This window comes from Limnobacter sp. SAORIC-580 (assembly GCF_013004065.1).
GTDB lineage: Bacteria > Pseudomonadota > Gammaproteobacteria > Burkholderiales > Burkholderiaceae_B > Limnobacter > Limnobacter profundi.
The window spans coordinates 696286-719404 of the sequence record NZ_CP053084.1 but is presented as its reverse complement, the minus strand read 5'-3'; the positions used below and the strand labels follow the sequence as shown (position 1 = coordinate 719404).

Below are 23119 nucleotides of genomic sequence, written 5' to 3'. Positions count from 1 at the left end.
CTATTCAGTGAAGGTGGAGCAACATGTTGTATCCAGAGTTATTCAGGTCATTGGAGTCCGTTCGTTGGAACATGGAAAAGGACATCAACTGGGATCAGTTTGATGCCTCCAAGTTGTCTGAAGAGCAGGCCCAAACCATCAAAATGAACGCAATTACCGAGTGGTCGGCCTTGCCCGCCACAGAAATGTTCTTGCGTGACAACAAACACGACAGCGACTTCTCGGCCTTCATGTCCATCTGGTTTTTTGAAGAGCAAAAGCACTCGCTGGTCTTGATGGAATACTTGCGCCGTTTCCGCCCCGACCTGCTGCCCACCGAAGAAGAACTGCATGCCGTGCGATTTGAATTCGACCCGGCACCGCCCCTTGAAACACTGATGCTGCACTTCTGCGGTGAAATACGCTTGAATCACTGGTACCGTTGCGCCTCGGATTGGCACACCGAGCCGGTCATCAAACAAATCTACAAAATCATTTCGCATGACGAGGCACGCCACGGTGGCGCTTACCTGCGTTACATGAAAAAAGCCTTGGTGGAAGTGGGCGATGGTGCACGTGCTGCATTCAGCAAAATTGGCGTGCTCATGGCTTCGGCCCGCCGCACCCAAAAACCTTTGCACCCCACCAATTTGCATGTGAACAAAGACCTGTTCCCCAACGACACGGTGCAAAGCCGCCTGCCCGATCCCGATTGGCTGGAAAACTGGCTGGATGGTCAAATTCGCTTTGACGCCGATTGGGAAAAGAAAGTGGTTGACCGCATTTTGCACAACATGAGCTTGTTGTTTGAACGCACTTTTGAATCGGTACAAGACCTGAACCGCTACCGCAAGGAAGTGATGGCGCGTTTGGGCGCAACCGAACCGCCCGTTGGCAACGCTGCCTGATTTGATTGCACCATGACAACAACCGGAAAACCGGCTCGCTTTGAAAAAAAGGTGTGCCACCCCAGCGAGCTTGCCGAGCGCGCAAAACAACTCAAAGGCCCCGTGGTGTTTACCAACGGGGTTTTTGATTTGTTGCACCGTGGACACGTCACTTATCTGGACCAAGCCGCGCAAGAAGGGCAAAGCCTGATTGTGGCTGTGAATTCTGACGAATCAGTCAAACGCCTGGGCAAAGGCCCAGACCGCCCCATCAACACCCAAGTTGATCGCATGCATGTTCTGGCTGCACTGGAGTGCGTAGCCTTGGTTACTTACTTCGAAGAAGACACGCCTTTGAACGCCATTCTGGCGGCACGCCCGGATGTGCTGGTGAAAGGTGGCGATTGGCCTGTTGAAAAAATGGTGGGAGCCAAAGAAGTTCAAAGTTGGGGGGGCACAGCGCTGTCCATCGCGTTTGAACACGAGCGCAGCACCACCGCCACGCTCGAGAAAATACGCAAACTTTAAGGCTTGGTGGCTGGCGCAACGCCTGCCTGTGCAAACTGTTCTGGCAGGCTGGCCACGTGCAATGTGGTGGTGGGGAACGCAATTTCAGCGCCGTGCTGCTCAATAATCTCGGCGATTTTCAACAACACATCCTGCTTCACCTCGTGGTACTTCACCCAAATTGTTGTTTTCGTAAACGTATACACCATCAAGTTCACGCTTGAGTCTGCAAACTGATTCAAATTCACAATCAGGGTTTGATTGTCATCAATTTCGGCGTGCTCAATCAACATGCGCTTGACCGCATCAACAATACTGCGCACCTGTTGCAGGTCCTCATATCGCACGCCAATTGTTTCCTGAATTCGACGGTGCGTCATGCGCGAGGGGTTCTCCAGTGAAATGGTGCTGAAAGTGGCGTTGGGTACATACAGCGGGCGCTTGTCAAAAGTGCGTATGCGCGTGAGTCGCCAGCCGATGTGTTCGACAGTGCCCTCAATATTTTTGTCAGGTGAACGCACCCAGTCGCCCACCACAAAGGGGCGGTCCATGTATACGGTGAGGCCACCGAAAAAATTCGCCAGCAAATCTTTCGCAGCAAAACCCACAGCAATGCCACCCACACCACCAAACGCCAGCACACCAGAAATACTGAACCCGAGGTTTTGAAGAATAACCAAGGCAGCGGTGATGACAATGGAGGCGCGAAGCAACTTGCCGATGGCGCTGGCTGTGGTGGCGTCCAGCGGTTCTTTCACTCTATCCGGGCTTTGAAGTGCAAGCTCGAATCGCTTGGCCAAACCAAACAGGAACCAGGTAATCAACACAATCACACCCACCCTGCGAACAGGATCGATGAATTCGAATATTTCCGCATTGTTTGCGGTATGGGTAATTCTGGCGGCCCAGGAAATGCCCAGCAACCAGATCAGAATTTTCAGGGGTTTGCGGGCACTTTCCAGGAACACATCGTCCCAGGGGTTGTTCGATTTTTCAGCAAACCGACCCAGGCGGTTGAAAATCAAACCCACGGTATAGCTGACCAGGAGTGTGAGAAATACCACCATGAAAACCTGATATACCCAGGTGTTGTAAGTAAAAACACCGCTGGGTACACCCAGGTTGACAAGCCATTCTTGCAGGCTGGAAAAATTCATGACTACTTTTGTTTGAATTGAAAGGAACAGTGTAGAGAACCTGAACAGCAAAAATGCCCCCGAGGGGGCATTTTCAAGCTTTTGTAAACCGAGTTAAACAGACTATTACTTCTTGTCAGCCTTCAGATTGCCGCCGGCCTTCACATCGGCTTTCACGTCAGCTTTGGCTTTCACATCGGCAGCAGATTCAAGTTGACCCGTACGCTTGCCCACCTCGCCTTTGGCCTCGGAATGCAAGGCACCAGCTTCACTGCGCATTTCATCGCCTTGAGACTTTGCGCCTTTCACGGCCGCACTGGACTTGCCTTTCAAATCGGCATTGGCGTTTGCGTTGGCATCTGCTTTTGCCTTGGCGTCTGCATTCAAGGAAACACCGGGCACTTCAGCTTTCACGCCAACACCTGTGTTCACCCCCAAGCCCACCGCCATGGCGGAGGCAGAAAACATCAGGGCACTGCTGAGCACGGCAAGTTTCAATGTATTTTTATTCATGGTTAAGGTCCCCTATCGAATGTTGTTTGGGAACCCAAATAACGGTCATGTTGCCTGGCCGGTTGACGGCTTTTTCCAGAACTCGCTTTTGGCTACAGCCGGATCGGGCTCGGGCCAAGCCAGGCCCATACGCTCAAGCGTACCGACCAAAATTTCGGCCACCAGCATGTTCCGGAATCCTTTGTGATCGGCGGGGATAATCCACCAGGGTGCCTGCTTGGTGCAGGTTTTTTCCAGCACCTGTTCATAGGCATTGGCATACATGCTGTAGTTTTCGCCACAGTGAAGATCTTTTTCGGTCAACTTCCAGCGCTTGTCGGGGGTTTCCCAACGTTCAATCATGCGCTGGTGTTGTTCTTCACGGGAAATATTCAAGAATATTTTCAAGACTGTGGTGCCGGTTTCAACCAGGAGACGTTCAAAGTCGTTGGCTTGGCGAATGCGTTCGTCAAGCCAGGTGGCCGATACATTGTCTTGAATAATCGGCATGATGATGCCGTCGTAATGTGAACGGTTGAAAATGACCGACTGGCCTGCGCCCGGTACATGGGGGTGAACCCGCCACAAAAAATCATGCGCTGCTTCTTGCTCGGAGGGCTCTTTGAACGACACCATGCGCAAAGCCATGGGGTGCACTGAACGCATAATGGCACGGGCAGCGCCGTCTTTTCCTGCAGTGTCCATGCCCTGCAAAATGACAAGCAGTTTGTGTTCGCCTTGCGCATACAGACAGGTCAGCAGGTGGTTTAAGCGCTCCGACAATTGATCGACCCGCTCGTGCATGTCTTCTTTGGAAGGCATGTCGCCATAACGCGTTGGCCATTGTCGCAAGCGAACTGCCTTGCCGTTGACCATGCAGGCCTGGCCTAAAATTTCCCACTGGCTCTCGGGCACCAAGGCATCGGGTAACACTTTTTCAGAGCGCTTGGTTTCTTTGCGTTTGGTGACTTTGGTTTCAGGTTTGTTGTCTGCTTTGGTCATGCTGATCCAGGTTGTGCTTGTTTTCCACGGACTTTTGAATCTCGAACCGCACTTGTTCAAATGATTGGGCACGAACCTGACCGAATCCTTTCACCTGATTAAACAGGTCAAGAAGGTGATCGGTCTGTTTGCTGTGCTGCAACATTGAAGGATTATTGTGCATCAGTTCCAACCAGGTTTCAAACCAAGTCACCAGTAAAGTCTGGTTTTTACGCTCTAAACTTCCTCTAAATGGATCAAATATCGTGTTTCTCAAGTGGCGCATTCCCGCCAAAACCCTGAGCACCGGGTCAATCCAGGGGCCCAGTTTTATTTTCCGCGGCCGGTTGCCATGCCCAGCCAGCCAAGTGGGGGCAAAGTGAAAATACAACTTCGCACCCGGTTCAAATTGCGCCATGGTCTGCCGTTTCCACTCGGGATTGGTGTGCAAGCGGGCCACCTCAAACTCGTCCTTGAAGGCCAGTAATTTGAAATAGGTGCTGCACAGGCGCATCCACTGGTGGTTCAAACCCTGAGAATCAAACCCGGCGCGCAAGGGCAACACCCTGGCTTTGAAGCGCTCTGCCAGTTGACTGTTTTGATACTGCGTCAATTCAGCTTGATAACGCATCAGCTTCTCGTCATCACTTTCAAACTGACTGTTGGGTGCAATATTCTTTTCCAACATCTGCTCAAGCAAACCAGGCTTTGACACCGCCACACGACCCGCATCAAAGGCAAGCAGGTTTTCAGTCACCTTCACGCCATTCAATTCAATGGCTTGGCGCAGGGCAGCCAGGTGCAAGGGCAAACAACCGCGTTGCCAGGCGGCGCCCAGCAGCAGTGCATTGGCATACACGGTGTCGCCAAACAGCCTCTGGGCCAACCACTGGGCCCGAATCGGCGTGTAATGCTGCTCGGGGTTATTCAAGGCCCGTGCAATATCGGTGTGCATTTGTTTAACGGGCGCGCACCAGTCGCGCTGGGCAATAAAATCGGCTGTGGGTGGCGTGTCGGTATTCACCACCACAAATGCAGCGCTGTTCAGTAGTTCCAGTGTTTTTTCATGCGCAGACACGATCAGGTCGCCGCCGATCATCAAATCAGCCTCGCCCACGGGAATTTTGGAAGATGCCAAAGCGTTGCCCGCCGGGGCAAACTGCACATGCGAAAACACGGCACCGCCCTTTTGCGCCAACCCGGCCATGTCCAGTGCCAAAGCTTCCATACCCTGCAAATGCGCGGCCATGCCCAGCCATGCGCCAATAGTGACCACACCGGTGCCACCCACGCCATTGATCAGCACGGCATGGCGTTGAGTCAGTTCATCAGGATGAATGTGAAAATGAGGCTCAACAAGACTGGCGCAAGCTTTGGTAAGCGCGCTGTGGTGCGCTGAAGTATCGGGCTTTCGCAACTCACCGCCTTCCACCGTCACCAGGCTTGGGCAAAGCCCTTCAAGGCAGCTGTAGTCTTTGTTGCAGGTGGATTGGTTAATGGTGCGTTTGACACCCCAGGGCGTTGATACGGGCTCGATCGACAAACAATTGGAATGTTTGGAGCAGTCACCGCAGCCCTCGCAGACTCGCGGGTTAATCAACACGCGCTTTGCAGGGTTCGGGAACTGCAATTGGCCCGTGGCCGGGTCGGTGCGCTTGCGCCTGCGGCGTTTTTCCGAGGCACAGGTTTGCTCATACACAAGCACTGTGGTGCCTTTGATGTCGCGCAGCAATTTTTGCACGGTGTCCATGTCCCGGCGGTGAAACACTTCAATGCCCTCGGCCTTTGGGTCGTCCGGCACATTGCGCAGGTGTGGCGCGGGGTTGTCACTGACAATTACAATTTTGGCAACGCCTTCAGCAGCCAGCTGGCGGGTTAGTTGTGGCACGGTGAGTGTGCCATCCAGATGTTGTCCGCCGGTCATGGCGACGGCATCGTTGTACAGCAACTTGTAGGTGATATTCACGCCTGCTGAAACGCTGGCCCGAATGGCCAGAATACCCGAGTGGAAATAGGTGCCATCGCCCAGGTTGGCAAACACATGTTGGGTTTGTGTAAAAGGTGCCTGCCCTATCCAGGGCACACCCTCGCCGCCCATTTGTGTGTAGGTTTGGGTATTCCGGTCCATCCACACGGCCATGTAATGGCAACCAATGCCGGCCATGGCACGGCTGCCCTCAGGTACTTTCGTCGAGGTGTTGTGTGGGCACCCCGAGCAAAAATAGGGTTTGCGTTCCACGGGTAAATGCGTTGAATGACCCACGTCATGGCTGTGCGCAATGGCGCCGATCCGCTGATCAATTCTGGTTTTGATATCGGCAGGCAACTGCACGTGCCGCAGGCGTTTGGCAATGGCCTGAGCAATCAATGCGGGGTCTAGCTCGTAGTGACTGGGCAACAACCAATTGCCTTGTGGCAGGGACCACTCCCCGCCTTCGCGACCGTCCTCCGAGAGCCTTTCATCAAACTTGCCGTACACCTTGGGGCGTACATCCTCGCGCCAAGCGTACAGTTCCTCTTTAATCTGGTATTCCACCAACTGGCGCTTTTCTTCAATCACGAGAATTTCTTGCAAACCCTTGGCAAATTCCCTTATGCCTACGGCATCCAGCGGCCACACCATGCCTACTTTATAAACCCGCAAACCTATTTCTGCACAACGTTGCGGGTTCAAACCCAAATCATTCAAGGCCTGCAAAGTGTCCTGAAATGCTTTGCCGGTGGCCACGATGCCAAAACGCGCCGAGGGCGAATCAATCACGGTTTTGTTAATGCCATTGGCCCTGCAAAAAGCCAGCGCGGCATACAACTTGTGATCAATCAAACGGGCTTCCTGGGCCAAGGCTGTATCGGGCCAGCGAATATTCAAACCGCCCTCAGGCATGTCGAAATCAGTGGGCAACACAAACCGGTGTCGGTCGGGGTCAATATCCACAGTAGCAGAGCACTCCACCACATCGGCCACCGTCTTCATGCCAACCCATACACCGGCATAGCGACTCATCGTGTATCCGAGCACACCGAAGTCGAGAATTTCCTGCACATTGCTTGGAAACAGCACCGGAATCATGGCCGCTTTCAGCACATGGTCAGACTGGTGCGGCAAGGTGGAGCTTTTCGCGGCGTGGTCATCGCCCGCCACCAGTAACACGCCACCGTGTTTGGAGGTGCCTGCTGCATTGGCATGTTTGAACACATCAAGGCTTCGGTCCACACCCGGCCCTTTGCCATACCAAAGGCCAAAAACACCATCGACGGTTGCGCCTTGAAACAGGTTAAGTTGCTGACTGCCCCACACGGCAGTGGCGGCGAGGTCTTCATTCACACCGGCCTGAAAGTGAATGTTAGCAGGCCTCAAAAATTGTTGTGCCGCCCAAAATGCCTGGTCCACACCCCCGAGGGGTGACCCCCGATAACCCGACACGAATCCGCCAGTGTTCAAGCCATTCATGCGATCCAGCTGTGACTGAAGCAACATGAGTCGCACCAGGGCTTGCGTGCCTGTCAGGTAAATTTTTCCTTGGGAGAGGGTGTATTTGTCACTGAGCGTGACTGCGCGGTGCAGCGGGTACTGAGGGGCATTCATGACCACTTTCCTCCACGAAACTGATGCGTTTCTGCGAGTGCGAGGTGCCTTGGGTTTGCCTTGTGAGCAACACGAGGCTCTGTCTGAGTGTTACACAGAGCCCGCGAGCGTTCAAGCCCCTTGGTCGGGTTGAATTTCTTTCACATTGTCCACGTTGAACATTTCCTCTGGCCTTGGGTAACTTTTCTTGGTTTTGCGGGCTGGCAATTTTTCACCAGAAAACATTTCAACCGCAGTGCGCGCAACTTCTTTGGTATCCAGCGCAGCATAGGCAGACACAACAGCTGCGCCGGCCAAAGGCACAATTCGGGACGCGGTGCGTTTGGCCACTCGCTCAAATACCACCTGCCCAATTTGTTTGGTGACCCGAGTGGCCACATCACGGCTGCCACTGCGAGTGAAGCGGTCGATCAAATCAAGGACCGACTTACCCGATCTCTCTTCATGCTCCAAGGGAATTGATCTTTCGTACTCACGCACAGCCGTTCCCGCGACATGGCTAAACAGGCACGTCATCAAATCTTGCTCGGTCAACGGTTTTTTGTGACCAAAAGCCACAGCAATATCAGCAACCATTTGTGCCTGAATACGCCACACAATAATAAGGTCGGGCAACACGGTGAGCATGCCCAGGGGGCCCACGGGCAAAGCCAAGCTGCCTGACACTGCAGCTGCCTTCGCGCAGGCCTTCTGCGTAATTTCTTTCGAGCGTTCATAGGGACGCCTGGCCTTGCCCGGCTCTTTGGAAACGGGCACTCCACCGGTGACTAGACCGATTACGGCATGCAGGGGCCCCATTAGGGCTCTGGGTAAATTGGTCTTTTGCATGAATAATTCATCAAAGGCAAATTGTTTCTAATAGTACTAATCAACAAGTCACAGACTTGGTTTACTATCGTAACTCACAAGGAGTAATCAGTTTGGGGGTATTTCCCTAGGATTGCTGTGGTCCTTGGGGTCAAAATTGTGAATAGATGGTGCAATTCACGGTCTGATTGTGGTTTTGATCCATTTGGAGTACCCCTAATATGGGGGAATTCGATCTAGAGTTCGATGTTTTCACACAGGAGTGAATGTCATGAGCAAAGCAGCAAACAAGCAGTTGGTTTTGAAACGTAAGGAAGAAGGTGCCTCCTTGATCGAGTACGCAGTAATCGCGGCCTTGGTAGTAGCACTTGCAGTGGCTGGTTTTGCGACTTTGGGTGACGGTTTGGATACTGCATTCACCAACATCGTGAACTCCCTGACCGGTGGCGGAGAGTAAAACTCTCACGATGAAGTGATCATGAATACAGCCACTCGGGCTCTCTCTTCATTCGCCAACCGCGCTGAACAACAGCGCGGTGCCCAGCTTGTGGAGTTGGCCTTGATGTTGCCGGTTGTTCTCACTGTCATTTTTGCGATTGTGGGTTACAGCCTCTTGTTCATGGTGCAACACACGCTGAGCTCAGCCGTATCTCAAGCTGCGCGAAGCGTGGCTGTTGCGGGTAGTACTGCCGATCCGGAAGCTGCGGCCAGGCAATTGTTGTTGAATTCCCTGCCCAGCGCGATGTACCCCGCAGGCTTTAGTTTTTCGACCGACCAATTGGCCGGTGCAGCAGATTGTGGCAACGCCTTGGGCGCGGGCACCAACCCAGCCCTCAGTTGCCTGGAATTTCGGGGAGTTTTTAATACTTCCGAGAATCCGTTTTTGTCCAACATTCCTTTTGCAGATACTTTTTTTCCAGAACAACTCAGCGCCAGCGCTGTGGTTCTGTACCAGAACACCGACGCACTGTAATTTCTTCCGGGGGCCCTTCGCGACATGTCAGGAAAAACAAAAATATTCGCACTGCTGCTATTGGGAATCGGATTGATTTTCATGGTGATGGCTTTTCTATCCGGACAAAACGTGAAGAAAGGCGGAGAAGCCATCAAAACCGCACTTGAGCGTTTTCCGGTGGTGGTCAGCACAGTTGAAATCCAATTCGGCAAGCCTGTCACCCCCGAGATGCTGAAGGTGGAAAAATTTGCAATTGCACCCAGCGGTGCTTTCACCGACATTGGCGATGTAATTGGCAAAAAGCCTTTGTTCAACATTGGCAAGGGTTTGCCAGTGACGAATCAATATTTTGAATCTGGTGCCGTGGCTGCTGAAGTGCGTGAAGGTTACCGCGCCTTTGCCTTGCGCCTTGATGAAAACAACGTGGCCACAGCCAAGATCAAGGCCGGAGATTACGTTGATGTGTTCTCGATTTTCAAATCCAACAGCCGAGACATTGAAGAAACAATTTCTCGATTGATCATGCCCAAGCTGCGCGTTCTCTCGGTGGGCTCGCAACTGGTGAATGCGCCAGAAACAACGAATGCCGCCAATGAAAAAGACGTGAACAATCGCCCTGTGCGCTTGAAAGCCATGATGGTTGAAGTACCCACTGGCGACATCAACACCTTGGCCATTGCGCAAACCCAAGGCGAATTGTTTGTGGTGTTGCGCAGCCCAGAGGAAGAGGAACTTCCTGACATGAGCAAGTACCCTCAACCGGACACCGTACTGAAGCCGCTTCCGGTCAAGGGGCCTGATGGCAAAGTACTAAAAGTGCAACCACCGATTGAACTAAGCCCAAGTGACAAAGCATTTGCGGGAACGTCGTTGGGCAACACAGTGCTGCCTGGTAGCGGCAACACAAAAGACAACAAAAAACCCGCGCAAACTACCCAACGCACGGCCGAACCGGCCACTGTTGAAGTAATTCGCGGCGGAGAAACAACCCGGGAAACAGCGCGATGAACAAGAACAACATCACTTTGAAAAGCGTGGTTGCAGCAATTTCATTGGTGGCCTGCGCAGGGCTAATCAGCCCCCAGATGGCTGTGGGGCAAACGCCTGCTGCACCCAGCAGCGCAGCACCTTTTGTGCTCACCTTGAGCACTGGTTTTCAAAAAGTCATCAGCTTGCCAGGTATTCCGGCACGGGTGTCGATTGGAGACCCCACGATTGCCTCAGTCACCGTACTCAAACCCACTGACCGCGGCGGCAAGAATGCAGGCGTGCTGGTCACTGGTTTGAAAACAGGTTCCACGTCGCTGCTGATTTGGGACCGCGGTGCCAGCATGGCCCGGGTGATCACTGTGGCAGTCACTGGCAAGGCGGCTGAAACGATCTCCAACTTGAAAGACTTGAACCTTGAAACCGAGGGGCAGGTATTGAAACTTTCGGGTTCAACACCGAATGTGAGCACCTATCAGCAAGCGCGCGAGAGTTTGATCAAGCCCGGTAGTGACGGCAAACCTGCAGAACTGATTGACCAGGCCACCATTCAAACGTCTGGCACTGTGCAGGTGGATGTGAAAGTGGTTGAATTCACCCGCAGTGAATTGCAACGCTTGGGGATTAACCTGACAGGTCAAGTTAATGGTGGTGGATTCACATACTCAATTGCGGGGCCGGCAAGTGTGAGCGGTTCGGGCGGTGTATCGAATGCATTCTCTTTGGCTTTTAATGGTGCAGGGTGTGTAGGCGGTGCGGCGGTTGGTGCGGTTACCAGTGCTTTATTTCAAGGACAACCTGTTGGACCACTTACCTGTGATCTGGTATCCGGATTGAATGTCCTCCAAGCCGACGGCTATGCCAAAGTTCTCGCCGAACCTTCACTGATCGCCCAATCTGGCCAGGATGCATCATTTCTGGCGGGTGGCGAGATTCCAATTCCCGTGCCCTCCGGCAACGGAACTATTGGTATTGAATACAAAAAGTTTGGTGTGGGTTTAAGTTTCACGCCCACCATTTTGTCGAACAAAACAATTGCCTTGAAAGTGTCGCCTGAAGTCAGCGATCTCGACTTCTCTCGCGGCACCTCCATTCAAGGTGTGCTGGTTCCCGCCATTTTGACTCGCCGTGCAAGCACCACGGTTGAACTGGGCGAAAACCAAAGCTTTGTCATCGGCGGCTTGATCAGCCGAAACATTATTGCAAACGCCAACCGTGTGCCCTGGTTGTCTGAAATTCCGATTCTGGGTGCCTTCTTCAAAGGCAACACCTACAGCCGGGAAGACAAGGAACTGCTGATTATTGTGACACCGCGATTTGTAAAACCCCGTGCAGCAGACGCACCCGCTTTGGCCCTTCCCGGTCAGAACGTGGGCATGCGCCCGCGCAGCGTGTGGGGCCAACTCTTCCTGCCTTCCGCAAAAGAGCCTGTTCCCGGCTTCACCACCAATTAAGGGGAATTAGCGATGCAACAAAGCATGCCCCGAATATTGTTCATCAGTGGGTCTGACGCCAATTGGCTTTGGCTGTCAGACGCAGTGGGTGACCGCTTCATGCTGGTGCGCGAATCTGGCACATTCAGCGAAATTACCAAACGCGTGGGCTTGGTATCGCCCAGCATGGCCGTGGTGGATTACTCGCCCCAGGTGGGTTTGGACGCCAGCCTGATCGTCAAAGAATTGCGCGAACTGGCACCCGACTTACCGGTGGTGGCCATGGGTTCGAAAGACTCCACCGAAGACGTGGTCAATGCCTTGCGCTCGGGTGTGAAAGACTTTTTAAGCCTTGATTCAAGCGCTGGCGAAGTTACAAAAATTCTGACAGGCGTGGTTGAAAAAGCACCCAAGCAAAGCAATGAACGCAAGGGGTACGCCTTGGTGGTACTGGGTGGACGGCAAGGAGTGGGCTCCACCACACTGGCAGTCAACCTGGCCGTGCAATTGGCCAAACAAAACAAGGACAGTACCTTGCTGCTTGATTTTGGTTTGCCTTTGGGCGACGGCCTGGTGCACTTGCCCGCCGAAGACAAGCAAGGCGCAATGGACTTTGTAGAATGCGTGCGCAACCTGAAACGCTTTGATGCCACCTTGGCGAAAACCGCCTTTCGCCGCAACAATGCCACTGGCGTGGCAATACTTTCACTGCCACGAAACCTGGCGGACTTGCGTGATATTTCCGCATCCGATGCGCTGAAGTTTTTGAATCTGATCAAATCATTTTTCGAGAATATCGTGATTGATTTGTGCGGGTTCTCGAATATTGAATTTGTGGCCAGCCTGTTGCGAAGCGCCGATGCCACCATGGTGCTTACACCACAGTCGGTGCCGGGCATTGTGACCGCCGCCGAGTTGATCAAAAGCCTGAACGACAAAGGCATTGCAACCCAGACATTTGACCTGGTGGTCACGCCTTATCACAAAGATGTTGCGCTGGACGCAGAATCGATAGCCAAGAAACTGAACATTGAAACAGTACACACCCTGCCCGACCGACGAGCGCCGCTGATTAATGCAGTCAATGGTGGCCAGGTGTTGTCTGCTGCTGACTCGAAAGACCCGTACGCCAAAGCAGTGGCCCAGTTGCTCGACAAAGTGAATGCGAACCGCAAACACCGTGATGGCCAGGGCGGCCTTGCAGGTACATTCAAGAAATGGTTCAACAAATGAGTGACATCATTTTCGGCCAGGAAGCGCCGCTCCCAACACCCAAAGAACCTGAGCACCTTGCCGGTTCCTTGCCCAACGCAGCCAACGCCGTAGAGGACTTGCAGTTTGCCACTGCCAAAGTCAACGACATGGACTCTGCCGTGCTGGCCGACGTGAAAGAAATGGCCCATGAACACATTTTGGCCATTATCGAAAAGAAAGGCGCTACCTTTGCCAAAATGGACAACAGCGCCCTTGAAAAATTCATTCAGGGCGAAGTGCAAAGCCTGATCTATGGCAAGCAGATTCCGCTGAACGATTCTGAAGTGGCCTTCGTGGCCGACTCGCTGTACAAGGAAATTGCGGGCTTTGGCCCTCTCGAAGACTTGCTGGCAGACCCCAATGTTGAAGACGTGATGATCAACGGCTACAAGGACGTGTATGTGTCCAAAATGGGCCGCATGGAACGTGTTCAGGCCCGCTTCGTCGACAATGCCCACCTGCTGCGTATCGTTCGCCGTATTCTGGCACCACTGGGTCGCAGGCTCGATGAATCAAGCCCCATGGTGGATGCCCGCCTGCCCGATGGCAGCCGGATCAACGTCATTATTTCCCCACTCGCACGCGATGGCGTGGTGGTGTCCATTCGCAAATTCAGAAGTACACCATTGCGCGCCGAAGACCTGATGGGCCTGGGTACCTTTGATGCTCGCGTGTATGAATTGATGCAGGAAGCTGTTCGCAAACGCTGCAACTTGGTGGTGAGCGGTGCAACATCCACCGGCAAAACATCCATGCTCAACGTGCTGGCTGAATTCATTCCAGCCGGTGAACGTTTGATTACCATTGAAGACACAGCTGAATTACAACTGAACCACCACCATGTGGTTCGGCTTGAAAGCCGCCCCGGCGGTCACGAAGGGGCCGGTGCAATTTCAATTCGCGACCTGGTCAAAAACAGCCTGCGTATGCGCCCCGACCGCGTGGTGGTAGGCGAGGTACGCGGCGCTGAGGTACTTGACATGTTGCAGGCCATGAGCACTGGCCACGATGGTTCTATGGGAACCATTCACGCCTCGACGCCTCGCGATTGTTTGCACCGCCTTGAAATGTTGTCAGGCTTTGCTGGCTTCACCGGCAATGAAATGAGTTTGCGCCGGCAAATTGCCTCGGCGCTCGACCTGATTGTTCAAATTGTTCGCCTGCCCTCGGGCAAGCGCCGCATTTACAGCATCACGGAAGTGGCGGGCATTGTAGACGACAATATTCTGCTTCAAGACCTGTATCGCCATGAAAGCCGACTCGGACCTGATGGCCAGGAACTGGACAATTGGGTGCCTGTAGTGCCCTACCCCAAAAACCCGAAAATCTCGCATATCCGCCTGACATGACATTCGGACTGATCGCCGCTGCCTTGGTATTCATTTCTCTGGCCCTGCTATTACTGGGCCGGGGTGCTGAAGAACAAAACCGCAAACTGGCGGAAAGCCGACTGGACGTGGCCCTGAGCAAGTCCCGAGATCCACTGGCGCTGGAAAAAGACCCCCTGCGCAAAAAATACATTCCGCAATGGATCACCGACAGCCTGATTTCAGCGGGCCTCACGATTGACCGCACCTTGGGCATTCGCGTGGCAATGGTTACCTTGATACCTTCACTTGCAGCCTTCGTTTTTCGAGGTGCAGCCAGCGCTGCCGGCGCACTCATTCTCGCCATTCTGGGCATTGCCGCTTATGTGCTGTATCGCCAACGCAAACGCAGGCTTCAAATGCTGGGGCAGTTGCCCAACTTTCTGGACGGCGTAGTGCGTGTCAGCGCGGTGGGCTACAGCCTGACCGTGTCATTCAATACCGCGCTTGAAAACGCCGAACAACCCTTGAAAGAAGCGCTTGGCCTGGCTGTTCAAATGCAGTATGCAGGCCTGGAACTGGACCAGGCCATGCACCGCCTTGCGCGGGTGTATGGGCTGAGCGAATTCAAATTGATTGCATCCGTTGTGGCACTGGCACTGAACTACGGTGGTAAAAGCGACATTTTGCTGGGTCGCCTTGCACAGTACCTGCGCGATCGTGAGCAACACCATCAGGAAATGCTGGCAATGTCATCAGAGGCCCGCATGTCGGCCGTTTTCATGTGCTGCTTAACACCCGCGCTGGCCGGCATTATCTTGACGCTGAACCCGGCATACCTGGGCACCATGTGGAATGACGACACCGGCCGCATGCTGCTGTTTGTCGCAGGTATCTTGCAAATTGCTGGCGCTGCGATCATCTATCGCATGGTCAAGAGCATTTAAGGGCGCCATCATGGACATGAACACATTACTGGCAATCGGCATCTTCTTGCTGGGTCTGGGTTTTGTCGGTCTGGCGTGGAGCCTTCTGAGCCAAACCAGCCGCAAAGAAAAAGCGCTGGCGCGTATTGATGAATACACTGAACTTCGTCGCAAGGTGCAAAGCTCGGCGAACATGCGAAATCAGGTTCCAACCAGCGTGCTCACAGGCCGCATTGAGCGGCTTGGCCAACAATTCAGCAAAACAAAGGCATTCACCTATTTTGTAGAAGAAGAAGACAAAAAACTGTTGGGCCGGGCGGGTTTTGGGCGTGAAGAAGACCTGAGCCGGTTTGTACTGATCCGCATTGCACTTGGGCTTCTTGGTTTGACCATCGGGCTTTTCCTGAACTGGGATGCAGGCTTTGGTGCCATTCCCATGATTCAGGTCATTGCAGTGACCGGCATCGGTTTCATGGCACCCAAGTGGTACCTGAAAACGGTTGGAGAAGGCCGTGAAGCCGCTTTCGAGCGAGAACTGGTGGCTGTGGTTGACGTGATGCGTTTGTTGCAAGGCGTAGGCTTGAGCGTTGATCAATCCATTGAAGTCATGACCTCGCAACTGTACGACCTTGTACCCATCACGGGCCGCATGTTGCGCCGATCTCGCGCTCAAGTGAAGTCTGGCGTGCCCTGGATTGTCATGTTGAAACGAATGAGCAACATGTATTCAAGCGACGAATTCAAATCATTTGTGCAGGTTTTGGAGCAAATTGAGAAGTTTGGTGGTGCTGTTCAAGAACCATTGAAACAGTTCTCAGATCGACTTGTCGAAAAAGAAAGAGCCAACGCCAAAGAAACAATGGGCAAACTGACTGTTAAACTGACTGGTGTGATGGTGATTACCATGCTGCCGGCCTTGCTGATCATGACCGGCGGTCCCGGTATCATCTCCATTATTCGTGCATTTGAACGGGTTGGAGGTTAAGCGTGTTGAGCAGTCGTCTAATTTCAGGACAATTCAGTCGGCAACTGGCCATGTTGGCCTTGCCCTTGGTTCTTGCTGCGTGTGCAACACCGCAGCAGGCACCCAATGCACCTGCGCCAGCCCCCGAACCTGCTACTACGCCCAGTGCGCCCAATATCAGTGCCACAAGCCCCACCCAAGACGCACTGATCGAAGCCGAACGCAAAGAACTTGACCGGGAAGACGAACAAACCCGAAAAGCCCGCGCTGAACGCGAGAAGAACCTGCACCTGAAACTTGTTCAAACCATGATTGAACAAGACAACGCTTACGCGGCCCTGGCTCACCTGGATGCTTATGACCAGAAATGGGGATCGGACCGGCAAAGCAAGCAACTGCGCGCCGATTCGCTGCGAAAAACCAGCCAGTTGGACCAGGCCGAGCTTGTCTACAAATCATTGCTGAGCGGTCAAGGTCAACAAAAAAGCGGGCCGGTTTGGTACGGCTTGGGCAAAGTGGCCATTGAACGTGGCGACTTGAAAACCGCGGCAACCCGACTGGAGAAATCCATTCAAGTGGACCCGCTGAACATCAATGCCTACTCGGACCTGGGTTTGGTTTACTTGCTGGAAGGCCAGAAAGAACCGGCTTACAACACGCTGATGAAAGCCAATCAGCTGGCCAGTGGCGATTCGAAGATCATGGCCAACCTCGCCTTGTGGGGCTTGGTATTTGACGATTTCAACATGGCCATGGACATCGCAGATCGCCTGCAGTGGTCTGACAACACTCGCAACCAGGTGATGTCGCAAGCCAATTCCATCAAAAGGCGTTTTGACGCCAAAGGAAATACCCAATGAACTCAAACACTCCGTGGATAATGGCCGCTTTGTTATGCGCCTCTCCCCTGCTGGCTAGCGCACAAGACAGCACTGCCAACACGAATCAGGGCTCATCACACATTTCCGGCACAACCGATGCTGAAACTGGCTTGAGCACCCGTACCTGGCTGAAAGAGCAGGCCGAGGGCATTAACCGGGGTGAAGTCGAAGCCTACAGGGCTGAATCGGCAGGCAAAGCCTACCGGGCTTACACCGACTCCATTGGTGCAAAAGACCAGAAAGCGCCCGTGTCCCAAGTTTCAACCATCAAGACCAACTAAATTTTCACGTGCTGCGCCTGCTGCTTAAACTGCTGTCTTTTGTCACCGGCCAACGGCTGCTGACACCCGAGCAGGCCGCCAGCCAACAACTTGAACTCAACGACCTGCGCAGCAAGCAGACTGCGCTGGAATCGCTGTCCAGCAAATTGCGCAGCGAAATGAAACGCCAACAGGCCCTGGCGCGCGAGCAGTTGAAAGAAACCCAAAAGTCACATGAACAAATGCTGCTTGCCCAGCAGTCTGAAATTGACAGCCTGAAAGAGGCATTGGGCCAACTCAATCTGAGTGTCGACATAGAAACGCAGCGACAAATGAAAGAGAACAATGATTTGCTCAGCCAGTTGAACTGGTTGTCTGGAACCATTGCACACGACTTCAGGGCACCGCTTCGCGCCATTGACGCCTACTCCTTTTTCCTCGCCGACGACCTCGGCGAAAATGCGCCCCCCGAGGCCAGCAAATCACTTGAAGAAATTCGCCGAAATGGCAAACGCATGGGTGTGTTGCTGGACGCCCTGATTGAATACCTGCGCCTGGGTGTTTGCCCATTGAATGTTCAACTGCACGACCTGAACGAGACACTTCTGCAAGTGGTGAACGAGCATTTCGGCTTTTCGCCCGTACCGATTGAAATTCAGGTGCAGGGCAAATGGCGTTTTGACAAGCCAATGATGATGAAAGCATTCAAAGAGTTGCTCGACAATGCCGTGAAATTCTCCAAACCGGTTGAATCTCCAAAAATCATTGTTCGGCAGAGCAGCCCGAGCAACCTGGAAATCATCGACAATGGCGTGGGCTTCTCGGAAACTCACGATGCCCAAAAATTTCAGCTGTTTCACCGCATGCACGGCAACGACGAATTTGAAGGCGAAGGCATTGGCCTGGCCACCGCCGAGCGCATCGCCTCTCGCCACCACATCACCCTGAAATTAAACCGCGTGGGCAATCAAACGGTCGCCAGCCTTCAATTGCCTGAACGCGGATCGTTCTAAACCACCTTGGACAGCAGCTCCAGCAAGCCTGGCAATTTGCCAAGGTCTCGCCTGGGCAGGGCGTTGCGTACTTTGTGGCCATCGGTTGAGGTGTCCACCAAGGCTGCCCCCGGGCCCGGGCTGGGCAAATTGCGAAACACAAGCACCACAGGGCTGATTGCAGTTTCACCCCGAATCAGGCTGCAGCCAATTTGACTGCCTGTCAATTGCACCAAACTGCCAGCCGGGTAAATTCCCAACTCTTCAAGAATGATGGCCGTGAAGCAGCTGTACAAGTGATCGGCATGGGCAAACAGGTCTTTCACAGCCTGCTCCGCCGTGAAATTGCTGCGGTAGTCACGCTGGGCCATTCTTGCATTGAACGAATCGCACACACTCAACAGCACAGAACCTACATTGTTGTTCGGTACCTGGTTTGGATACCCCGAACCATCGGGCAACTCGTGGTGCATGCGCACCGATTCAATCCAGATTTCATCTTTCACACCCAGCAACTTCAACTTGTTGGCGCTTTGCTCCGGGTGCTTGCGAATTGTTTCCCGCTGATCGCGCGACAGCGGTTCGGTTTGAGCCCGCAAACGTGCCTGCAAGGTCAACATGCTGATGTTCATGGTCAATGCGGCTTTCAAATGCGAGGTCAGTTCTTCATCGGAAAACCGATTGCTGCACAAACCCACCCGAAACAGGGTCAAAGCCACCAGCATGTGGTGCATCACCGGGTAATCGTCTGCCGTGTGCCAGGCCAGGTAGGCATAAGCAAGGTCGAAGTGATGAATGGCAATGTGCTTGAACCGCCCTGCAAGCTCGTCCATCACCAGCACAAAAGTCTCTGGTTCTTCATCCACCAATGCTTTGGACAGCACCTTGTAACAACAATCCAGTTCTTCAAACAGATCCTGCGCCTGAAGGTACAGCAAAGTGGACTGGGTCAGTTCAGTTTCCAGCGCCACCAGGCTTTCCCCGGCCACGCGCGTACCCGGGTTGTAATGTTTGCCGGAATAAAGATACAAATGCTCGGGCGACAGGGATTTGCGTTGCAACAAAGGTTGCACGACCTGGGCATCTGAAATATTGATCAACATGGGCAGACTCCTATTCGTCTAATACATAACGAGCGGACTGCCAAAAAAATGATCGCCCGATCGGTGGGGTCCGTTTCGGGGATCTGCTGAACTGGATCAAAAAAAGTGGTTTATTCAGAAAGTGGGCACAGCGGCAAAGATGAGATTCTTGGATCAAGTCAGATCCAGGTTCACCACCATGCAAACCATACAACTGCACGCCACACCCAAACACGACTTCCGTTTCCCGGAAACTGTTGAGCTTCAAATGGCCGCTCCTTTGCAGGACAGCGACGCCAATCTTGACGATGCACTGGCCGTGGTTTTGCACGCTGTCAGGCAGAGCAAAAACCCGCATGCCATGGACGCACTGGGTGCCTTGCTTGGCTACATGGAAACCCTGGAAAGAAAGCAAATGGCCAGCCAAAGCACCCAGAACTGGGTGACCCTGGCCAACCCAATTACCATGAGCCTTTGACGTACTGCCGGGTACGAACGGCAATCAACAACACAAGGCCTTGCGCCAGAAAACCAAGCCCGCTCCACATGGGCAATGACAAACCCCACAAAGGTGGATATTCATCGGTACACAAACCGTCGGCAACGAACATATCGGGCCAATACTGAACCCAGGGTAAAGCATTCAAAGTGTTTTGCAGGGGGTCAACGCCGCAGGTTTGAGCCGGGTTCGACAACACCCACACATGGTAGAAAGCCACCCCCGCACCCGCCACAAAGCCAAGCAGTGCCAACAACACAAACACCGCTGACCACATACTTTTTCGACTGGTCAAACCAATACCCAAAAAGCCAAAGGCAGTTGCAAGGTAGGCATAACGCTGAATAATGCACAACGGGCACGGAAACCATTCTTTGCTGATTTGAAAGAACAGTGCCAAACCCAACGCACCAAGACTAATTGCCAGGCCCAGGCTTGCCCAGGGCCGTGCTGAAGAATATTGCATGATTTATTGCTTGCTTTGCACCCAGTCCTGGGTCGATTGAAAAATAGTGGCCATGGCCGACAGGTAATGCCGGGTTTCATCCCCAAGCGGATTGTGCTCCATGCACAAAAAAGCGAACCTGAGTTTTTTGAAACCGATGGTGCCCGCTGCACCCGCGCTTCGGTGCGCCATGGATTTAAACGCTTTTTCCTCGATGGAGAAAGGATCAAAACCAGGCACAAACCAGATTTCACGCGTTTCTTCGAAAAACTCTTGTGCGAATTCCTGCAGCATTTCAAGCCCCAATTCACTCTCGAGGCGTCCCCATTGATCATCATCAATCAAGGGTTGTTGTTCCAATTCTTGTTCAGAATACATGGCGAGTACTCATTGTTTGTTGTGTTTTTTTTAATTCCTGTTCAAAGGATACTATTTCATTCATCAAATAAATGCCTTAAAAGCCTATACTGAAGCGTACTTCGTTGAATTTTCGCCACCATCAAGCCATGAGCAACGCATTAGAACAACTGAAACAAGCCACCACTGTGGTGGCTGACACGGGTGACTTTCAGGCGATTGCCGCCTTTCTTCCCCAAGACGCCACCACCAACCCATCGCTGATTTTAAAAGCAGTTCAAAAACCACAATATTTGCCCCTGCTGGAGCAAATCAAGGTTGCATATGGCCATGAGCCGCTTGAGCTGCAAACCGATCGCCTGTTGGTGGCTTTTGGCACTGAAATTCTGAAAATTATTCCTGGTCGTGTTTCCACCGAAGTGGATGCGAGGCTTAGCTTTGACACAGAGGCCACCATTGCCCGCGCCAAGCGAATTGTGTCCCTGTACCGGGCTGAAGGCATTGCGACAGAAAAACGCCTGTTGATCAAAATTGCCTCCACCTGGGAAGGCATTCAAGCAGCGAAAGCCCTTGAAGCAGAGGGCATTCATTGCAACCTCACACTCCTGTTCTCGCCCATTCAAGCGCATGCTTGCGCCAAAGCCGGTGTTCAATTGATTTCACCTTTTGTGGGTCGAATTTATGACTGGTACAAAAAATCGGCTGGTAGCAATTGGGATGAAGCTGCCAATGCGGGCGTGAACGACCCTGGCGTGCAATCGGTGCGCCGCATTTACGCCTACTACAAACAAAATGAAATTCGCACGGAAGTAATGGGGGCCAGCTTTCGCAATGCGGGGCAAATCAAGGCGCTGGCAGGTTGCGACCTGCTTACCATCAGCCCTGAGTTGTTGGCTGAACTGCGGGCGGACGATGCGCCACTGAAGGTCGACCTGGGCATTGATTGGGCACTTGCTCAGCCACGTGAAACATTCCCCGACGGCGAAGCGGCTTTTCGCTTTGAATTGAATGCCGATGCCATGGGCACAGAGAAACTGGCGGAAGGCATTCGAGCATTTGTGAAAGATTCGGTTACGCTGGATGGGTTGTTGAAGGCATAAGGTGTTGGTGAGGCGCAGATTTGCAGAGCCAGCAACGCTTCAACTCCCCACAATTCAAATCACCCCACCATCCTTCATCTGCTGAATCTCTTCAGCCGAATAACCAAGCCCTGCCAACACTTGCGCATTGTGCTCACCCAGCTTGGGCCCTAGCCAACGGGTTTGGCCGGGTGTATCGCTTAACTTGGGCACAATACCCGGCACTTTCAAAGTACGGTCGTCGCCAAAGGCATGTTCTTCAATCATGCCGCGTGCAGCGAATTGCGGGTCGCGCACAATGTCTTCAATGCTGTAAATTTTGCTGACAGGCACATCGGCTTTTTCGAGCACTTCAAGCGCCTCGTCAATGCTGCGTTCCTTGCACCACTGGGCAATGGTGCTGTCAATCAACTCGGTGTGGCGAACTCTGCCATCGTTGCTGGCCATGTCGGGGTTTTCTGAGAAATCGCTTCGACCAATTGCCACCATCAGGCGCTTGAAAATGGCGTCACCATTGCCACCAATCACAATGAATCCGCCGCAACCGCAGGTGTAAGTGTTCGATGGCACAATGCCCGGCAAACTTGCACCGGAACGTTTGCGAACCACACCTGCAAAGTCATATTCGGGCAGCAGGCTTTCCATCATGTTGAACACCGATTCATACAGCGCCACGTCCACAACCTGCCCCTTGCCTGTTTTGTGGCGATGCTGCAAGGCCATCAGCGCACCGATTACTGCATGCAAACCGGCCAGTGAATCACCAATCGAAATACCCACACGCACAGGCGGGCGGTCGGTGTCGCCACTTAAAAACCGCATGCCACCAATCGATTCCGCAATGGCACCAAAACCGGGGCGGTCTTTGTAGGGGCCAGTTTGGCCAAAGCCGCTCAGGCGAACCACAATCAGGCCCGGGTTCATAGTCTGCAATTGTTCTGGGCTTAAGCCCCACTTTTCGAGTTGGCCTGGGCGGAAATTTTCCACCAGCATGTCGGCGCTTTCAATCAGCTTGCGCAATACAGCCAGCCCTTCCTCGGCTTTTAAGTTCAGCGTGATCGATTTTTTGTTGCGGGCCTGCACAGCCCACCACAGGGAATTGCCCTCGTGCAGCACACGCCATTTGCGAATGGGGTCGCCACTGCCTGGGGTTTCAACCTTGATGACTTCGGCACCGAATTCGCCGAGCATTCGGCTGGCAAACGGCCCGGCAATCAGTGAACCCAATTCAAGCACACGGATGCCCGCCAAAGGACCAAGGTTGGTGGTGGAAGATTGCTCAGAAGGATTGGTCATGGAAAGCCGCTGGCAAAAATAAAAGAG

24 protein-coding genes are annotated in these 23119 nt (G+C 53.2%); 15 read left to right on the top strand and 9 right to left on the bottom strand.

Features of this window, described 5'->3' with window-relative positions; all coding sequences use genetic code 11:
* Positions 1 to 23 precede the first annotated feature (23 nt).
* On the top strand, positions 24 to 887 hold the full coding sequence (locus HKT17_RS03370) for a ferritin family protein (RefSeq protein ID WP_040512948.1): 864 nt from the start codon (positions 24 to 26) through the stop codon (positions 885 to 887).
* A gap of 12 nt (positions 888 to 899) precedes the next feature.
* Positions 900 to 1394, top strand: a complete 495-nt coding sequence (gene rfaE2 / locus HKT17_RS03365) for a D-glycero-beta-D-manno-heptose 1-phosphate adenylyltransferase (RefSeq protein ID WP_171097834.1) — start codon at positions 900 to 902, stop codon at positions 1392 to 1394.
* Here the strand turns inward: rfaE2 and HKT17_RS03360 are convergent.
* The 5 genes from HKT17_RS03360 to HKT17_RS03340 form a co-directional block, all read right to left on the bottom strand.
* Positions 1391 to 2530, bottom strand: coding sequence for a mechanosensitive ion channel family protein (locus tag HKT17_RS03360; protein WP_171097831.1), 1140 nt, complete (start codon positions 2528 to 2530; stop codon positions 1391 to 1393). The genes rfaE2 and HKT17_RS03360 overlap by 4 nt on opposite strands.
* A 105-nt stretch (positions 2531 to 2635) precedes the next feature.
* Positions 2636 to 3022, bottom strand: a complete 387-nt coding sequence (locus HKT17_RS03355) for a hypothetical protein (RefSeq protein WP_171097829.1) — start codon at positions 3020 to 3022, stop codon at positions 2636 to 2638.
* Between the two features lie 45 nt (positions 3023 to 3067).
* Positions 3068 to 4003 carry a PPK2 family polyphosphate kinase gene (locus HKT17_RS03350; RefSeq protein ID WP_171097827.1) on the bottom strand — a complete coding sequence of 312 codons (936 nt, stop codon included), beginning with the start codon at positions 4001 to 4003 and terminating at the stop codon, positions 3068 to 3070.
* On the bottom strand, positions 3978 to 7568 hold the full coding sequence (locus tag HKT17_RS03345; protein ID WP_171097825.1) for an indolepyruvate ferredoxin oxidoreductase family protein: 3591 nt from the start codon (positions 7566 to 7568) through the stop codon (positions 3978 to 3980). Before HKT17_RS03345 ends, HKT17_RS03350 begins: the two co-directional genes overlap by 26 nt.
* Positions 7569 to 7679: 111 nt before the next feature.
* The gene (locus tag HKT17_RS03340) at positions 7680 to 8396 is read right to left on the bottom strand and encodes an EcsC family protein (RefSeq protein ID WP_171097823.1); all 717 of its coding nucleotides are present in this window, start codon (positions 8394 to 8396) and stop codon (positions 7680 to 7682) included.
* 250 nt (positions 8397 to 8646) lie between these two features.
* Here HKT17_RS03340 and HKT17_RS03335 point away from each other — a divergent pair, with 250 nt between their 5' ends.
* The 11 genes from HKT17_RS03335 to HKT17_RS03285 all read left to right on the top strand — a co-directional run bounded on the left by HKT17_RS03335 (position 8647) and on the right by HKT17_RS03285 (position 18355).
* Positions 8647 to 8832, top strand: a complete 186-nt coding sequence (locus HKT17_RS03335; protein WP_138517497.1) for a Flp family type IVb pilin — start codon at positions 8647 to 8649, stop codon at positions 8830 to 8832.
* 21 nt (positions 8833 to 8853) lie between these two features.
* Positions 8854 to 9348: a TadE/TadG family type IV pilus assembly protein gene (locus HKT17_RS03330; protein ID WP_171097821.1), complete on the top strand. Its 495-nt coding sequence runs from the start codon at positions 8854 to 8856 to the stop codon at positions 9346 to 9348.
* 24 nt (positions 9349 to 9372) lie between these two features.
* Positions 9373 to 10338, top strand: coding sequence for a Flp pilus assembly protein CpaB (gene cpaB / locus HKT17_RS03325; protein WP_171097819.1), 966 nt, complete (start codon positions 9373 to 9375; stop codon positions 10336 to 10338).
* A complete protein-coding gene (locus HKT17_RS03320; protein ID WP_171097817.1) occupies positions 10335 to 11771 on the top strand; it encodes a type II and III secretion system protein family protein in 1437 nt (478 codons plus the stop codon). Before cpaB ends, HKT17_RS03320 begins: the two co-directional genes overlap by 4 nt.
* A gap of 12 nt (positions 11772 to 11783) precedes the next feature.
* Positions 11784 to 12983: a CpaE/TadZ family protein gene (locus tag HKT17_RS03315; protein WP_171097816.1), complete on the top strand. Its 1200-nt coding sequence runs from the start codon at positions 11784 to 11786 to the stop codon at positions 12981 to 12983.
* Between the two features lie 128 nt (positions 12984 to 13111).
* Positions 13112 to 14353 (top strand): TadA family conjugal transfer-associated ATPase, encoded by a 1242-nt coding sequence (locus HKT17_RS03310; RefSeq protein WP_105029804.1) that lies wholly within the window; start codon positions 13112 to 13114, stop codon positions 14351 to 14353.
* A complete protein-coding gene (locus HKT17_RS03305; RefSeq protein ID WP_105028321.1) occupies positions 14350 to 15258 on the top strand; it encodes a type II secretion system F family protein in 909 nt (302 codons plus the stop codon). The genes HKT17_RS03310 and HKT17_RS03305 overlap by 4 nt, the downstream gene beginning before the upstream one ends.
* Positions 15259 to 15268: 10 nt before the next feature.
* Positions 15269 to 16222, top strand: coding sequence for a type II secretion system F family protein (locus HKT17_RS03300; protein WP_171097812.1), 954 nt, complete (start codon positions 15269 to 15271; stop codon positions 16220 to 16222).
* A 5-nt stretch (positions 16223 to 16227) separates the two neighbouring features.
* Positions 16228 to 17061: a tetratricopeptide repeat protein gene (locus tag HKT17_RS03295; protein WP_171097810.1), complete on the top strand. Its 834-nt coding sequence runs from the start codon at positions 16228 to 16230 to the stop codon at positions 17059 to 17061.
* Positions 17058 to 17363, top strand: coding sequence for a hypothetical protein (locus tag HKT17_RS03290; protein WP_171097808.1), 306 nt, complete (start codon positions 17058 to 17060; stop codon positions 17361 to 17363). Before HKT17_RS03295 ends, HKT17_RS03290 begins: the two co-directional genes overlap by 4 nt.
* An 8-nt stretch (positions 17364 to 17371) precedes the next feature.
* Positions 17372 to 18355 carry a sensor histidine kinase gene (locus tag HKT17_RS03285; RefSeq protein ID WP_171097806.1) on the top strand — a complete coding sequence of 328 codons (984 nt, stop codon included), beginning with the start codon at positions 17372 to 17374 and terminating at the stop codon, positions 18353 to 18355.
* Here the strand turns inward: HKT17_RS03285 and HKT17_RS03280 are convergent.
* Positions 18352 to 19437 carry an HD-GYP domain-containing protein gene (locus HKT17_RS03280; RefSeq protein ID WP_105028316.1) on the bottom strand — a complete coding sequence of 362 codons (1086 nt, stop codon included), beginning with the start codon at positions 19435 to 19437 and terminating at the stop codon, positions 18352 to 18354. The genes HKT17_RS03285 and HKT17_RS03280 overlap by 4 nt on opposite strands.
* A 178-nt stretch (positions 19438 to 19615) precedes the next feature.
* Between HKT17_RS03280 and HKT17_RS03275 the strand changes: the two genes are divergently transcribed.
* Positions 19616 to 19894 (top strand): hypothetical protein, encoded by a 279-nt coding sequence (locus HKT17_RS03275; RefSeq protein ID WP_171097804.1) that lies wholly within the window; start codon positions 19616 to 19618, stop codon positions 19892 to 19894.
* On the opposite strand, the gene HKT17_RS03270 is transcribed toward HKT17_RS03275, so the two are convergent.
* A complete protein-coding gene (locus tag HKT17_RS03270) occupies positions 19878 to 20381 on the bottom strand; it encodes a disulfide bond formation protein B (protein ID WP_105028314.1) in 504 nt (167 codons plus the stop codon). The genes HKT17_RS03275 and HKT17_RS03270 overlap by 17 nt on opposite strands.
* 3 nt (positions 20382 to 20384) lie before the next feature.
* On the bottom strand, positions 20385 to 20738 hold the full coding sequence (locus HKT17_RS03265) for a hypothetical protein (RefSeq protein ID WP_105028313.1): 354 nt from the start codon (positions 20736 to 20738) through the stop codon (positions 20385 to 20387).
* Between the two features lie 128 nt (positions 20739 to 20866).
* Between HKT17_RS03265 and tal the strand changes: the two genes are divergently transcribed.
* The gene (gene tal / locus HKT17_RS03260; RefSeq protein WP_171097802.1) at positions 20867 to 21817 is read left to right on the top strand and encodes a transaldolase; all 951 of its coding nucleotides are present in this window, start codon (positions 20867 to 20869) and stop codon (positions 21815 to 21817) included.
* 54 nt (positions 21818 to 21871) lie between these two features.
* Here tal and HKT17_RS03255 read toward each other — a convergent pair whose 3' ends face one another.
* On the bottom strand, positions 21872 to 23092 hold the full coding sequence (locus HKT17_RS03255) for a CaiB/BaiF CoA transferase family protein (protein WP_171097800.1): 1221 nt from the start codon (positions 23090 to 23092) through the stop codon (positions 21872 to 21874).
* Positions 23093 to 23119 lie beyond the last annotated feature (27 nt).